Below are 14016 nucleotides of genomic sequence, written 5' to 3' on the forward strand. Positions count from 1 at the left end.
TCCGCTGGCGTTGGACTTGACGCCTGTCGGAGCTGGAGTTTCTCGTCGGTCCTTGTGGCTATGGTGAGCGGCACTGGCTCGTCGAGACGTTGGGAGCGATGGTGGCTGGACGACTTCCTGATCGCGATGTCGCGGCAATACGCGATCGCGTCCGGATCGAGGATGTGGTGGGGGAGTATGTCGCGCTGAAGCGGGCGGGTGCGGACTCCATGAGGGGCCTGTGCCCATTCCACGATGAGAAGTCGCCGTCATTCCATGTGCGGCCCAACCACGGCCTGTACCACTGCTTCGGCTGCGGTGAGGGCGGTGACGTCTTCGCCTTCCTGCAGAAGGTCGAGCACACCGGTTTCGTCGAGGCGGTGGAGCAGCTCGCCGATCGGATCGGCTACCAGATCAACTACGAAGGCGGCGGCACCTCGGTGCAGCGCGACCGCGGCACCAGGGCCAGGTTGGTTGCCGCCAATGCCGCCGCGCACGAGTTCTACATGGCCAAATTGCGCGAGCCCGATGCCGAGGTGGCGCGCAAATTCTTGATCGACCGCAACTTCGACGGCAATGCCGCCCAGCAATTCGGCTGCGGCTACGCCCCGGCGGGCTGGGATACGCTCACGAAGCATCTGCTGCGTAAGGGTTTCGACTTCAAGGAGCTCGAGGCGGCCGGGCTGTCGCGGCAGGGCCAGCGCGGCCCGATCGACCGCTTCCACCGGCGGCTGCTGTGGCCGATCCGCAATCTCGGCGGTGATGTCATCGGCTTCGGTGCACGCAAGCTCTTCGACGACGACACCATGCCCGGCAAATACATCAATACGCCGGAAACCTTGCTGTACAAGAAGTCTCAGGTGCTCTTCGGCCTGGATCACGCCAAGCGCGAGATCGCCAAGGGCCATCAGGCGGTTGTGGTCGAGGGCTATACCGACGTGATGGCCATGCATCTGGCCGGGGTGAAAACCGCCGTCGCCTCCTGCGGCACCGCCTTCGGTGACGAGCATCTCGCCCTACTGCGCCGACTGCTTATGGACGACAACTTCTGGCGTGGCGAAATCATCTACACCTTCGACGGTGACGCGGCCGGACAAGCGGCGGCGCTGAAGGCCTTCGCGGGCGACCAGAAGTTGGCCGGACAGACCTATATCGCCATCGCCCCCGACGGCCAGGACCCGTGCGAACTGCGCCAGCGCTCCGGCGACGGCGCCGTGCGCGACCTGGTGGCCCGGCGAACCCCGTTGTACGAGTTCGTGATTCGCGGTCTGCTCGCCGACCACAACCTGGATACCGCCGAGGGACAGGTGGAGGCGCTGCGCCGCGCCGTGCCGGTGGTGGCGCAGATCAAGGACAACGCGCTGCGCAAGGCGTACGCGACCAAGCTGGCTGGCTGGGTCGGCTGGGACGACATCCAGACCGTGGTGCGCAGAGTGGGAGACGCCGCGCGACGAGGTCCCCGCGGGGCGGGTACCTCGGTCCGCGAACCTGTAACCGCCGCACCGGTTTCCAGGCATCTCGCTGCCCGGCCTGCCGCGAACGACTCAGTGCTGGTGCCGCAGCGGCAGCTGCTTGCGGCGGCGCTGCAGTATCCCGCGCTGGCCGGGCCGGTGTTCGATGCGCTGGAGCCGGAGGCATTCACCGATCCCGCGTATGTCACCGTGCGGGCCGCTATTGCTGCGGCCGGGGGCGCCACTGCAGGGCTCGACGGAGCCGAATGGGTGAACCGAGTCTGCGAACACACCGCCGATCTCACGTTGCGTGACCTGGTTTCGGAGTTGGCCGCCGAGCCGCTGCCGGTGCAGTCAGTCGACGGCATTCAACGCTTCGTCAGTGGTGTCCTGGCCCGCACCCAGGAGGCGTGGGTGGGTCGTCAGATCGCGGAGTTGAAGTCCAAGTTGCAGCGGGTGTCTTCGACCGAACATTCCGACGAGTACATGGCCCTGCTCGCGGACCTCGTGGCGCTCGAGCAATACCGCAAGAGCCTGCTGGCGCAGGCAATGGGCAACGGCGATGAACAGAACGGTCGCGTCGATCTACACACCGAATCTGCTGGGCATGCCCACCCCACTTCAAACCCGTTGCCGTTCCCGCCCCTTGATTCAAGCTCACCACAAGAAAGTCCCATGGACACGGCGGGGCCTGGGATTGATGTGTAGCACCGTCAAACCGCTCGGCACCGATGCTCAGACGACACGTCCACTTTCAGTCCGTGTTCCCACACTCGGGCGGGCGCGCCGCTGTCGCTCAACGGCATCTGCGGCGGCCACGCGAGTTTCGAGCACAACGAGATCAACATAGCCAATCCCCCATGTGGTGCACGGTTGCCTCCTAGGCTGGTTACGAGTCCAACGTGCCAGGTCCCAATCTCCGCGCGGAGAGATGCTGTATGTCGCCGCAACCCGTTCGGTATTACGTCACCGATGGCCCGCTTGCTGTCTCGGTGCGTGAAGAGAAGAAGGACTACTTCTTGGAAGCCGCGTTGTTCGCAGAAACCGGTGTGGTCCGGGTTGTTCTGCGCGACGGGAGCATCGACCTGATCGCTGGCAGCCGCTACCTCCAGGGAGGCACCAGAATTCGTGCAGAGGTCGACGGTGACCAGTTGCGAGTGCTGTATCTGGGTGTCTGCCTCCGAGAGTACGACGACTGGGTCGACTTCACCGATCCGCTTCCGGAAAGCGAGTTTCCACGCTGAGAATGACTGCTGCTCGTTGTCATTTCAGGCGATGTTGCACACGCGCATACGTGTCTTGGCAATATCCAATGCGCTGCCGCAGGTCGTCCACGTACCCTGCCACGATGCGCTACACGGTGTCGACGGATATGCACGACCGGTTGGTCGAACTAGCCGAACTGCTGCGCGCCTGCCGCGAAGCCTTCCTGCGGATCTCTCACGACCACCACTGGAAGCCAGCCGAGACCTCACTTGCCGCAGCCGACCTGGCCGCGTTCAACAAAGTCTCGGACATCCGCGACGATGGCATCGTCCTGGAAACCGTCGCCGCCTACCTCGAACTCGCCGCAGGCAATTGCGGCGGCCTCGCCGGGCTGTACGAAACCGACGAGGTCCTTACATCCCCGCCACAGTTGGCTCGGTCAATTCTTGAGGACTGCGCCCGCGCATGCTGGCTACTGGGTTCCAATCCCGCCTCACAGCCTGCGCTGGATCGGTTGGCGCGCACCTACATTGATCACGATCTGAGTGCTGTGGACAAGAAGACCACCGCTCAGCGGCTCGCGGGCAAGACCTCGCCCGGATACCTCGCAGCCAAGCGCGAATTCAACGAATTGCGTGCCGAGATCCAAGCGGTGTTCCCTTCGACCGTCGGCACCGATTTCAATCGGCCGGCAATCCTCAACGGTCAACGATGTCTTGGCCTCACCGATACGGCCAAGTGGTTCTTCGCGCTGCTCCACGACAACGGCGCCGCAACCGTCGACAGCCAGGCTGGCGAGGGGATCTACATTCGCCTGTGTAACCAGACCCATCCGACCATCTCGGCGATCCGAGAGCGGCGACGTTTCATCGCCCATGGTGAGCACTTCGGCACCAAGCTGGTGGTAACCCAGGCCGAGATCGAAACCCTTACCCGCCTGGCCGTCTCGTGCATCTACAACACCTTGGCGTGGGTCCACCAGTACTGCGGCTGGGACTTCGACCCCGACCACGAGTTCGAGAACCGCATCGACGCAACGACCCCTGGCTTGTTCAGCTCGGTCGATTGATGATCTCCTCGACACCACCAACACCGAACGCTCCCGCCGAAGGCCACAACCGATGACGCTCAACAACACCGTATGGGAATACGTGACCGCCGTGATGACCACCGGCACCCCAGTGTCGCACCAGGTCGCGGCCTACCTGCACCGCACAGGCTGGAACCGTCAGCCTGCAGGAGGGTGGGAGACGACGGTGAACGGTGCACGAGCATGGCTGCCCGACATCCCCGCCGACCCCGAGGCAGGGGTGCCACCACTGCCCGCCGGTGCCGTCAACGGCCTTGTGCAACGCCAAATCGCCCAGCTGCTGATCGAACGCGACACCACGATGGTGGAGATACTGCTGCGCTTGGAAGTCCTCGAAAACCGCTCCTGGACGCAGGTGTGGTCCGACATCACCGGCCCCCCGGCGCGCGTTCCGACACCTGCCCCACCCACCCTGCTGGAACAAGCCGCCCAGATCACCTTCGAACTGGCCGACCTCAACGCTTACAGTGGCGTCGACGGCAACACCACCGGCCACTGGTGGCCATGGGTGGCCCTCGACCTCGGCGACACCGACGTCATCACCGCCTTTCCCACCCACCCCCGCGATGTCCCCACCGCGATGGCCCCGGGCGACTGCTGGAGCATCGATCTCCAGCTCGCGCCGACACTCGCTGCGATGACCCGCGCGCACCGCGCCGCCCTCACCCCCACCACATTCACCGCAACGGCACTGCGCGCCCTCACTGGCACCCAGCACAGAACAACCAACCCCGGCTACACCGACACGCCACCACGCGACAGTCAGCGTTAAAACTATGGGCCGGTTGTTTCCCTTTCACCGGCCCATACACCAGCAGTGCGATTTCGACACCGCCCACTCCCAAACGAAATAGTCGGCCGGTAGCCACTGTCGCAACGGCCGATTTCGCCGATCTTGCCACCGAGAATTGTCAGCCCTCTGTCATACGCTCGGATGAACCACATGCCCCGGCGGCAAGACCCGATTGGCCCGACCACATGAACGCCTACTCGACCCCACCAACGGCCCCAACAAGCAGGCCATGCCCATTCCCGGCGATCGCGTCTCCCAATCGCGAGGCAGAGACCGAGTGACCCGTTGGGGAAAGGCAGGCGAACGACTCACCGATGATGAGGCCGCCCGCCGCGCACGAGCACACAACAGCGGAAAGAACGCGACCGCCGCGGCACAAGCCGCCGCCGAAGCCGAAGGCCGGCGAGGGTGGGAAGCAGGACTCGTCACTCCGTGGCGGATCACCCATGCCCTCGATATGCGTGAGCTGTATGGCCCCGAAGTCGACAAGGCGTGCGGTGTCGAAGAACCTGCCGTCGACCACTGGGAGCTGGGAATTCTCTACCCGCGCTGGAAACAATTCACAGCGTTGGCCGAGCTGACAGGGTTCGCGGTGGACTGGTTCAGCCTGCCTGGCGATCCGATTCGGGTCGAGGAAACCTCGATGTGGTGGCACCTCAAGCCATCTGAGCGCGCCGCAATCGACGACCGGATCGTGCTGCGCTTCCAGCCCGGAGCCATCACAGACACACTTCGCGCCGAAGGCGTATTGCGGCAGGCATCTGCACGTCGGCCGTGCCGCGAGCAGCGGGCTACCGCCCTACCTTCGCGCCGGCAACGGCCCACAAGCAACAATCAACCCGCTCAACCAGAAACACGATCGGAGTCAGCACAGATGGAGCAGACCGAAGGCGACCTAGACGCCACCCAGACCTATGTCGAGAACGGCGCACCAATCGCCGGAGGCCGCTGGCACATCCTCTCCGACGACTCCGTCATCTACGAACGCCCCACCGGCGAGCGCGAGCCTTCCGTCATCACCGCCGAGCTACTCCGCACCTCCCCCACCTGGACGAGGCAGCCCACAGCCTGAAACTTGTCGGCAAAGCCAGATGTGGGGTTGCTTTCTGATTGAATCGCGCTGTCCACTCGCGTGCCACCGAGCTCGGGGCGCGGCGGGGCGCTATTGCTGACGGGCCTGATCGATCAACTTGGCCATGCTTTCGACGAAGCTGCTCGCTTCATCGAGCGTCCATACGACACTGGCGACTTGGCCTTGAGTGAACATGATCTCGTGTTGGCGGGCGGATCCGTCGGCAGGATCCTCAGCGACGAGTTCGAGGGTCGAGCCGCCGCTGGAAACGGTCCCGAAGACCGGGAGGTCGATCTTCGGGCTGTAGTGGGTATGTCCAGCGTCAGGCTCGTCCGGATCGAGGTGGCGATCGCACCATGGCGGGCAATTCCGCTCCAGATTCGCATCGTCACCGGCGGTCGATTGCTGAGCTCCGCTCCACTCGCCCATGCGCGTGCCCCTCCCTGTTCGGTCGACATTGTTGCGCGAATCTCAGCGATTGTCTCACCGAGGTTCTGCCTGCTTGTCGGCCACGGCCGCCCAACTCCACAAGAGATATGAGGACTACACAGCAGTTGAGCGCCATAGGATTCGCCGTTTCCCGGTTGGTGCGGTGATTGCTACTCCAACCGCGGTATAGCTCTGGGACTTGCGGCCGTTGGCTTCGCGGATGCGCGCCAGCCGAGGGTCGCTGACGGTGGTTCCATCGCAGATCTGGCGTACTGCCTGTAACGCTTCCAGGTCGGTGGCGGTAGGCGCGGGTACGTCGCCAGCCACCGACTGGCCTGGAAGCAGGAAGTGAAAGTCCGCCGGGCCGTGGGCGAGTTGCCACTCTTTCTCACACGCGGCGAGCCAGGTGCCGTGCTGTACCTGCATCTGCAGCCCCTCGCTGCCGCATTTCTGCGCCCACTGGCGCATCACCTCGACAACAGCGTCCTTCTCGGCTCGCTCGCGCGTGACCCGCTGTTGGAGGGCGGTGTGGGCGGCGGCTTGGCGGCGGGAGTTCTCCGCAGCCAGTTCGGACAGCCACTCCCCGGCACCCGCAGCCTCCGCTATGTCTGGTTCGCCGAGAACGAATCCTGTCTGATCAAGATCCAGGCAGTCCGGGACGAGGATCTCGTACGACATCGTCTGCCCCTCGTAGGTGACAACCTTGGTCCTAGTCGTGGTTCGTCGCTCGTCGACGATGGCGCGGGCGCAGTCGATGCGTTCGGCCCGATCGTGGTCGCGCTGTTCTCGCCACTCACGTTCGGCGGCGTGGCGCGCGTGTAGCGCCTCCAGCAACTCCGCAGTCGTTGGGGCTGTAACCGCGACGCGCCGCTTGCCGCCGTAGTGGGGCTGGCTGACCTGTTCCAGATAGACGGCAAGTAGGTCTCGGTCGTCTTGGGTGACGCTGCCGAGGTCGACGGCGATGGTGTCCGTGGACGGGTCGAAGCCGTGCCGCACGTACGCAGCACGATCCGGGGCGACGGGAAAGGCGACTGTTTCGGCATGCAGGAGGGTGCCATCGATGATGGCGCGGATCGTGCGGGGCAGCTCGGCGGTGTGCTCGGTGGGCAGGAACACCAACCCCATTGGGTGGCTGAACCTCAGCGCGCGACGTTCAGCCATTGTCGGTGAACGGAATCCCGCCAGTTCATAGCGTGCCACGAGGGCGGGCACTTCGACACGAGCCACGAGCACAGTTCCCGTCGCCAGCGCCATCTCCACCAGATCCGCGCCGAGTTCGACCGCGGCCTCACGGGAAGCATCGGTCAGCGGCCAACGCATGAATCCCTGGACCGATACCCCACCGCCGACTGGGCGCCGCCACAACACCAACGCCGCACCAGCATCCGCGTTTCCGTGCCACAGCATCCGCGGCCGGTACACCACACACAGCAGCCCAGTCACCACCACCGCTGCGGCCGCTATCGCTGCCCACCACGCCGGTGTCGTGACCGTGAAGACGATCGAGACAGCCGCTCCCGCAACGAGATACAGCACAAGCATCGCTGCCGAGATAGCCGCCGCGGCGCGGCGACGCCAGCGCCCGACATGGCGTGGAAGCACTGCACGCGTCCGAGACTTGCTGGACTTCGCCGCCGCACGATATATCCGCCACCGCAACGCGCCGGAACCGATCGCTGACGCATGCCGGGCGTGGTGCAGGCGGATCATCAGTCTCAACGGCATCTGTGACTCCCCTTCGTAGATCAGGACCACCCACATCCGGGACAGACCTGTCCGAACTCGACCTGGAGCCGATACTGCCATCGGCCACCGACGCTCCCGTTCTCCGCGGACCGGGCGCTCGCCCGTCGAGGATCGGTTTGGCCAGGTACAGAAAACACGGGCTGTCGGGACTCGCTGCGTGCTCCCGCACCCGGTGGCTGATGGACAGGACCGATCAGCAAGCCAGATATATCGACGGCGACTTCGAATGACGAATATCGAACCTGCGATGAAGGCCGGTGGTCGGGTTATGGTGTCGGTATGGCATCACCCGAGTTGTCCAGTTCGTCGGCACATCCCGCGTTCCTGGCTGCCTCGACTCCGCGCGCTATTCACGATGCCTTGATCGGCGACGAGCAGAAGGAGTTCGTGCGCCGCTACGGCGAGGAAATGTCGGCGGCGGCGCTGTCCCTGGACCTGACGGGTGTGCTGGCGGTGCTGAACACCTTCCGCGAGATCGCTGAGACCACTGAACGGCACGGTCCCGACGCCCATATCCGGATGCTCGCGCAGGTCGCCGATCTCCAGCACGGTCGCGCCGTGCCCACGATCGGCGCTGCCCAGCATCGAGCCGAGATCGACGCCAAACTCGGCCGGTAGGGGCGGGTGTACCGCTACGAGATCGTCGCTGACGCACGAGCACAGGTCGATGGTCTGCCCACCGAGGCGTTGGTGCACTACGCCGAGCTCATCGCTTTTCTCGAGTTGACACCGAACGAAGGGCCGCCCTACCGGGACGACAATCCGGACAGCGGCATGCGACGGATGATCTTCGGCCACGACGGTGAAGGCTTGGCGGTTTATGTCGTTTTGGAGCAGGATCGCCGCGTTGTCGTGGTCAGCGTGACCTGGGTCGGCTGAGGCCTACGGCTGAGATCTGCACGACGCGTGGGCATTTCCGGCTGAACTACGACAGCGTCACTACACGCGATTTGATGTCAGGTACGAGCGTGTGCAATCTTCAGTGGCTGTTGCTGTTCGCGGACAAGCCCGTGCATTTTGTCGAGATCAATTCCTATTCCAGCTGTGGACGAGACGTGCCGATCAGCGATCGGTGAAGGCGAAACGAACGCCCAAAACAGCCCCATAGAGGCCACTCAAGGCCGTCGCGACCAGCATTCCGATCCAGGTAACCGTGCCGGGGCGACACAGGACGCCGGCGACGGCCACGGCCGATACAGCCGCGACGATGAGCCCCGTCGCCGCCAAGCCCCGCCAGCTTGTCGTCAGCCATACGTCGATTGCCTTCATCTCATCTCGTTTCGCCCCGAAGCCAGTTCTTTTGCGGCCCAAGTCTTTTGCGACAGCAGCAGTCCCAACCGCTGCCTGTGACGAGATCGCTCGTGGGCCATGTCGGCTCATCCTAGGAGCACGCTCAGTGCGACAGGTCTGCGATCCGCACGGGCGGTGTGGAACACCACTCGGGGTGCCCCACCAGCTGTGGGTGAGACGCCCGAGATCACCTTGTGGCGGCTCTAGCCTCGATCCGAAACCCGCCTAACGCTGGGCGGTCACAGGCACCTGCTGGAGAACCCGTCATGACCTTGCCACTCGATCACCCGGTGAACGCTTCCTCCCCCGAGGCGCACACGCTGCGCATCTCGGCGTGGACCCTCTACTACGGCACCCCAGCCACCGACACCACGTTCCCCGACTTCCGCCGCCGATATTTCGAGGCAGTCGCGCAAGCCGCAAAGGCGTTACACCCCGACGATCACGACGCCGCCGACCAGATCGCCCGCGACGCCCGGCAGCAGGCCATGGCGCAGGTACCCGACCACATCCGCGAAGCGCTGCTGGCCGACACCGAGGCGGCCCGGGCGCTGCGGAACTCCGCGGGCCTGGGTGACCGGTTCGGGATCTTCGCCCACGAGCGAGCCTGGTCGGACGCCTGCGATCTCGCCGCCGAGACCGATCTGCCCGCCGAACATCTGCACACGGGCGCGCAGGCGTTCGGCCGCCTCGCCACACAGGCGCGAGCCGATGCGTGCGCCGATGAGCACATCCTCCTTGAGGCCACGGCCGCGCCGGGAATGTGGCGCACCCGCGATGGCCGCTGGCTGACCAGTAAGCGCTCCGAAGACGAAGGCTGGGATCTCACCGACACCCGCGCTACCGGCCCGGCCGCTTTCCATGGCCCCTACCCACACCGGCCCGCCTGCGCGGACCGCATCCGCGAGGTCATCGTCGAGGAAGCGATCCACGCGATTCCTCGTCAGCTGCGGCTGTCGTCTCGAGGCGGCCCCGACCAGCGCATGCGGCCCGCCGATCGGGTCGCCGGGCCGCATGGGTATGGCGTCGTGATCGAGTACCCGCGCAGTGAGAACGGTTGGCCCTCTTCCACCTACACCCGCTACGACAGCGGGTCGGTGGCACCCACACGCAGCAATGAGTTGCGGTTGCTCGAACCCACGGCGGTGGCGTTACCGCTGCGCTACGCCCGCTCTGATCTCGGGCTGACCTTCACATGGGATGGCGGCATGCAGGTGAAGATCAGCCCGTACGAGTGGGGACGCGCCGACCGATTCGACATCCGTGAGGGAGATCTCGGGCAGGTGGTGTTCGTGCCATTGACCGTCGATGCCCTGGCTATCGAGTGTGAACGGTGGCTGGCCGATCCCGACTCCATCATTGCCGGACACCGTGACTTCGCCCGCCACCCGCTCGAAGTCCGTTCCTGGGGGCCGAGTAGAGGGTTTTTCACCTACACCTACAGCGGCGGCGACGACATCGAGGTGCGCGTTGCCGACGAGCACCGCAGCGCCCGCACCCGGCACGTGAATACGCGGATCTCACTGTCCGACCATGGCTACAACCCACATGACATGAGCTACATCCGCGTCTATCACATGTTCGATGACTGGCTTATCGAATGGGCCAGCGATCCTGAGCATCGAGCGCTGCTGGATTCCGATCGGGGACAGGGGATGGTTTCCTTCATCGAACCGCGTCGCGTCGCGTGGCGTGGCGCCATCGCCTCGGCAGTGGACTATCTGCGTGCCACCCCCGCACCGGTGCTCACCGCGACACTGGCCGAGGTGTACACCTTCAAACATCTCGCACGCGATCGTGGTGCGCTCCTGTCCGTTCTCGCTGAGGGCTACAACGGCACTGCCCCACTGTTCCCCGCCTACAGCAGTGCCCGCATGATCCTCACCGCCGCTGCGGAGCCTTTACCCGCCAAGTACCCGATCGACATGAGCGCGATCGAACGCATCGAACGCCAGATCACCAAGGCCGCACACTTCACCGAAAACACCGCACACCCGCAGGTGGATGGTTCCCGCGGCCGGCTCGTCGACGTACCCGAGGCCGCGTCGGAGGCGACCTTGACGGTTCTGCGCAGCATCGAACTCGCGCCTTCGCTCATCCCGGAGCATCGAATGGTGGTACGCGGCCTGCGCGACAGCCTCGGCAGCGGGGAAATGCACCCGAAGCTCGCGGCGGCCATGCGCCAGTACATGCCCCACCAAATGTGTTCTGCCGCAGCCTATATCGTTCACAGTATCGACGACTCCACTCTGCGGGCGCAGGGGGTGACTGTCGATTGGATCAACCAACACCGCACCGCCATCCACCACCACGCCACCAGTGCCTTGCTCGAGGATCCTCGTGATCTGGCAGCTGCTGCGGACAGCAACGATGAAGCCACCGCGCTCAGTGCCGTCATCCCGCGCAGCACATCCACACTGCTTCCGGCGATGCGGCACGAACCCATCACCCCCACAACAGATCCCGCGCCGCCAGCGACCGATGTCGCCACCGCACCGTCGCTGGGGGTCTAGATTCTGGTTCCCCGACGCGCCACCGGGAGTACCTGCCATCAACGGAATCCCATATCCAGGTGAGCCTGGAAGCACGCGCGTGCCCAGGAATCGGCTGGCTGAAGGCAGTGTCCCTCGCCAGCTTGCCGGTGATCCCTACGCCGTCCCGCTGAAGGTGCTCGGCAATGGCATTCAGCCAGCCAATCCGCAGCGGTTGGCGTTGGCCGACGGTGCCGAACACGACTTGGCAGCCCTGATTCCAGCGTGATGGCCTGCGCACACAGGAATCGGGAGGCGCTCGAGCGCATTTGAGACCGTAATTGCGCGGACCTAGCACGCCGATCCTGGCCATCAGTTCGGTGTTACCAACTCCAATGCCTTCAAGCCCGACTAATATGCCTACTGCCCGCGCCCATCCGGTGCGCGGCTCATTGTCCCTTCGAGGGTTTGGTTTCACAGGCGTGGATGTGCCGCGTCCGAACTGACCGACGCCGAAGGATACGCGAATGTCGAATCGTTTCTGGCGGTTCCATTGGGCCGAATGCCCCGAGTTCTCTGCTTCGAATGCGTGGTCGGCGTTGTGGGGTCGGGAGCGCTCCCCCGATGGATCGCAGACCCGTTGCGGGTGTGACGGTGTGCCGCAATTCGATTGCCGAGCCTGCCGCGACTGCCGCGGCCTGCCGGACTGGGATGTCGCGGAGTGCAGCACATGCGGCGACACCGGCCAGGAAGCGGTCGACTGCCTGCTCTGCGACGGCACGGGGTGGCAGGACTGTGTGCGCGGCTACTCGTGCTGCGCCGATCCCGAGCAACTGGTCGCCTACCTGCACGCACGTGTCGGCACGGTGAGTGATAGCGACGGCGCGGTCATCGTTTTCGACGGCTACCAGATTGACACTGGTTTCGATGACGAGCCGACCGCGATCCCCGAGACCATTGTGCGACGGTTGACCTGGACGCAGTTGTTGACCGAACTGCGACAGACAGCGGCGTGACGACCTGAGCGCAGATCCTGGCCCATCACGCGATGCTGACTCAGCGTGTTGCCGAGGTCTTCGACGAGTTCGACGGCCGGGCGGGCGCGGCGCGGATCGCGCAGGTGCTGACCGACCGCGGACTGAAGACCAACAAGCAGGCGGTGCGGTCAGCGATGCGTAAACAAGGCCTGCGCGCTGCACGGCTGCCGCTGTCCCGCGAAGAGCTCACCGAACGGGTCATCGCGATCTTCCACACGCACGACGGCCGGTTCGGAGCTGAACGCGTCGCGGTCGAGCTCGCGCGCGCCGAGGTAGCGGTCAGCGAAGCCACGGTGGCGAAAATCCTGCGCGAGAACGGGTTACGCGCAAAGTGCTATCGCGGGCCGGAAAAACCATCGCCACTGCGGGGACCGGTGAGATCGACTGCGCACCCGCTTCAGCGGGTCGGCGCATTCGTCCTGATGGCACTGGCTGGCGTCGATGATCTGGACCGGGATCCGGAGTCGTTGACACAGGCGGAGTTCGACGCCGCGATCTCGGTGATGCGTGCAGATGTGGCAGCAACCGCTGACCTGCCGAACACGAAGGCACCGGGATCGTTCTGGCTGGCGGCGTCGTATCTGCTGTGGCCGAACTCGCCCATGAACAATTCTGGTCGCGCCAAAGCTGCACCAGCGCAGCGTCGTGAACGAATCGAAGCGTGGCGCACCTACCCCACCGGCCGGATCGGGGTGCCCTGCTCGCTGTGCGGGTCCGACGCCTGCGGCTGGTACGGCAAGGCCGACATTCCCTTGGGCGCGGCCATTCACCATCGCAACACCACTCCACCGGGCCACGAGGCCAAGCCCTGTGCACAGGCTGTCTGAGCAGCCTGCATGCGCTGGCCTACGGCTGCCACATCAGCCCCACCGCCTACACACTGCACAGCTGGGATGACAAATTCTTCAAACGCGCGGTGACCCACCAGGTTCCACGCACGCGGGGACGAGCCGGGGTTGACGACCGATTGAAGGAGCCTGCGCGGGGTGAACGCGAAGCCGCCGCGCTGAGCCTTGTCGCCCAGCATGATCAGCCATTCACTGCCGACGTCGACCTGATCGGGTTCAGCAACAACAATCGTGACCCGCGCTTGAGGACCTGGACGTTGCAGCAACCAGTGGCGGAGTGGTTGCGATGCACATTGCGCGATCCCGTGTCCGCGGCAACGCTCGACAAACTACGTCGAGCTATTGCAACACCTGAGTTCGGCGTCAATCATCTTGCCTATTGGGTGTTTCGGGCGCCGGCGCAAATCCTTGCCGCTGCCGCCGACCACCTCGCCGAGGCCAGCCTCGGCAATCGGATCGACATCCCCGAGATGGCCAGGATGGCGGGCCTGTGTAACTCGCTCGCCCGAGTCCTGGAAATGCCCTGAACCCGAATCTCCTTGGTGGAGTGGGTCCTTGTACCGCGATGTACCTGCTCGAGGGATGCACCGCGAACCCACCCACT

Annotated in this window: 14 protein-coding genes and 1 pseudogene; 12 read left to right on the forward strand and 3 right to left on the reverse strand. The window is 64.7% G+C overall.

Annotated elements, in window-relative coordinates:
- Positions 1-101: 101 nt before the first annotated feature.
- The 5 genes and pseudogenes from dnaG to ACQP2U_RS42520 form a co-directional block, all read left to right on the forward strand.
- A pseudogene (dnaG, locus tag ACQP2U_RS42500) lies at positions 102-1985 on the forward strand (DNA primase); the annotation flags it as partial.
- Positions 1986-2368: 383 nt separating this feature from the next.
- Positions 2369-2674: a hypothetical protein gene (locus tag ACQP2U_RS42505; protein ID WP_433717027.1), complete on the forward strand. Its 306-nt coding sequence runs from the start codon at positions 2369-2371 to the stop codon at positions 2672-2674.
- A 104-nt stretch (positions 2675-2778) separates the two neighbouring features.
- A complete protein-coding gene (locus tag ACQP2U_RS42510) occupies positions 2779-3705 on the forward strand; it encodes a hypothetical protein (RefSeq protein ID WP_433717028.1) in 927 nt (308 codons plus the stop codon).
- A 52-nt stretch (positions 3706-3757) separates the two neighbouring features.
- Complete coding sequence (locus ACQP2U_RS42515) at positions 3758-4498, forward strand: hypothetical protein (protein ID WP_433717030.1); 741 nt, start codon at positions 3758-3760, stop codon at positions 4496-4498.
- 298 nt (positions 4499-4796) lie between these two features.
- Entirely contained in the window at positions 4797-5591 is a 795-nt protein-coding gene (locus ACQP2U_RS42520; protein WP_433717032.1) for a hypothetical protein, read from the forward strand.
- A gap of 90 nt (positions 5592-5681) precedes the next feature.
- On the opposite strand, the gene ACQP2U_RS42525 is transcribed toward ACQP2U_RS42520, so the two are convergent.
- Both ACQP2U_RS42525 and ACQP2U_RS42530 read right to left on the reverse strand, forming a co-directional pair.
- Positions 5682-6020 (reverse strand): DUF6907 domain-containing protein, encoded by a 339-nt coding sequence (locus ACQP2U_RS42525; RefSeq protein WP_433717034.1) that lies wholly within the window; start codon positions 6018-6020, stop codon positions 5682-5684.
- 114 nt (positions 6021-6134) lie between these two features.
- Positions 6135-7745, reverse strand: a complete 1611-nt coding sequence (locus ACQP2U_RS42530; RefSeq protein ID WP_433717036.1) for a hypothetical protein — start codon at positions 7743-7745, stop codon at positions 6135-6137.
- A gap of 300 nt (positions 7746-8045) precedes the next feature.
- Between ACQP2U_RS42530 and ACQP2U_RS42535 the strand changes: the two genes are divergently transcribed.
- Positions 8046-8384 carry a DUF6247 family protein gene (locus ACQP2U_RS42535; protein WP_433717038.1) on the forward strand — a complete coding sequence of 113 codons (339 nt, stop codon included), beginning with the start codon at positions 8046-8048 and terminating at the stop codon, positions 8382-8384.
- A 6-nt stretch (positions 8385-8390) separates the two neighbouring features.
- Positions 8391-8645, forward strand: coding sequence for a hypothetical protein (locus ACQP2U_RS42540; protein WP_433717040.1), 255 nt, complete (start codon positions 8391-8393; stop codon positions 8643-8645).
- 183 nt (positions 8646-8828) lie between these two features.
- Here the strand turns inward: ACQP2U_RS42540 and ACQP2U_RS42545 are convergent, their stop codons facing one another.
- On the reverse strand, positions 8829-9035 hold the full coding sequence (locus tag ACQP2U_RS42545; RefSeq protein ID WP_433717042.1) for a hypothetical protein: 207 nt from the start codon (positions 9033-9035) through the stop codon (positions 8829-8831).
- A 287-nt stretch (positions 9036-9322) separates the two neighbouring features.
- Between ACQP2U_RS42545 and ACQP2U_RS42550 the strand changes: the two genes are divergently transcribed.
- The 5 genes from ACQP2U_RS42550 to ACQP2U_RS42570 all read left to right on the forward strand — a co-directional run bounded on the left by ACQP2U_RS42550 (position 9323) and on the right by ACQP2U_RS42570 (position 13939).
- A complete protein-coding gene (locus tag ACQP2U_RS42550; protein WP_433717044.1) occupies positions 9323-11569 on the forward strand; it encodes a hypothetical protein in 2247 nt (748 codons plus the stop codon).
- 79 nt (positions 11570-11648) lie between these two features.
- Positions 11649-11816, forward strand: coding sequence for a hypothetical protein (locus ACQP2U_RS42555; protein WP_433717046.1), 168 nt, complete (start codon positions 11649-11651; stop codon positions 11814-11816).
- A 238-nt stretch (positions 11817-12054) separates the two neighbouring features.
- Positions 12055-12543, forward strand: a complete 489-nt coding sequence (locus ACQP2U_RS42560) for a hypothetical protein (RefSeq protein WP_433717048.1) — start codon at positions 12055-12057, stop codon at positions 12541-12543.
- Between the two features lie 32 nt (positions 12544-12575).
- The gene (locus ACQP2U_RS42565) at positions 12576-13391 is read left to right on the forward strand and encodes a transposase (protein ID WP_433717050.1); all 816 of its coding nucleotides are present in this window, start codon (positions 12576-12578) and stop codon (positions 13389-13391) included.
- A gap of 140 nt (positions 13392-13531) precedes the next feature.
- Positions 13532-13939 carry a hypothetical protein gene (locus tag ACQP2U_RS42570; protein ID WP_433717052.1) on the forward strand — a complete coding sequence of 136 codons (408 nt, stop codon included), beginning with the start codon at positions 13532-13534 and terminating at the stop codon, positions 13937-13939.
- Positions 13940-14016: the final 77 nt, after the last annotated feature.

Origin of the sequence: Nocardia sp. CA-084685 (assembly GCF_050955785.1) — a bacterium.
Classification (GTDB): Bacteria; Actinomycetota; Actinomycetes; order Mycobacteriales; family Mycobacteriaceae; genus Nocardia.

Excerpts from the sequence above, each read along its gene's own strand:
- ACQP2U_RS42525 (WP_433717034.1), bottom strand. The coding sequence starts at position 6,020 with ATGGGCGAGTGGAGCGGAGCTCAGCAATCGACCGCCGGTGACGATGCG.
- ACQP2U_RS42560 (WP_433717048.1), top strand. The coding sequence starts at position 12,055 with ATGTCGAATCGTTTCTGGCGGTTCCATTGGGCCGAATGCCCCGAGTTC.
- ACQP2U_RS42565 (WP_433717050.1), top strand. The coding sequence starts at position 12,576 with ATGCTGACTCAGCGTGTTGCCGAGGTCTTCGACGAGTTCGACGGCCGG.
- ACQP2U_RS42510 (WP_433717028.1), top strand. The coding sequence starts at position 2,779 with ATGCGCTACACGGTGTCGACGGATATGCACGACCGGTTGGTCGAACTA.
- ACQP2U_RS42505 (WP_433717027.1), top strand. The coding sequence starts at position 2,369 with ATGTCGCCGCAACCCGTTCGGTATTACGTCACCGATGGCCCGCTTGCT.
- ACQP2U_RS42515 (WP_433717030.1), top strand. The coding sequence starts at position 3,758 with ATGACGCTCAACAACACCGTATGGGAATACGTGACCGCCGTGATGACC.
- ACQP2U_RS42530 (WP_433717036.1), bottom strand. The coding sequence starts at position 7,745 with ATGCCGTTGAGACTGATGATCCGCCTGCACCACGCCCGGCATGCGTCA.
- ACQP2U_RS42535 (WP_433717038.1), top strand. The coding sequence starts at position 8,046 with ATGGCATCACCCGAGTTGTCCAGTTCGTCGGCACATCCCGCGTTCCTG.
- ACQP2U_RS42545 (WP_433717042.1), bottom strand. The coding sequence starts at position 9,035 with ATGAAGGCAATCGACGTATGGCTGACGACAAGCTGGCGGGGCTTGGCG.
- ACQP2U_RS42550 (WP_433717044.1), top strand. The coding sequence starts at position 9,323 with ATGACCTTGCCACTCGATCACCCGGTGAACGCTTCCTCCCCCGAGGCG.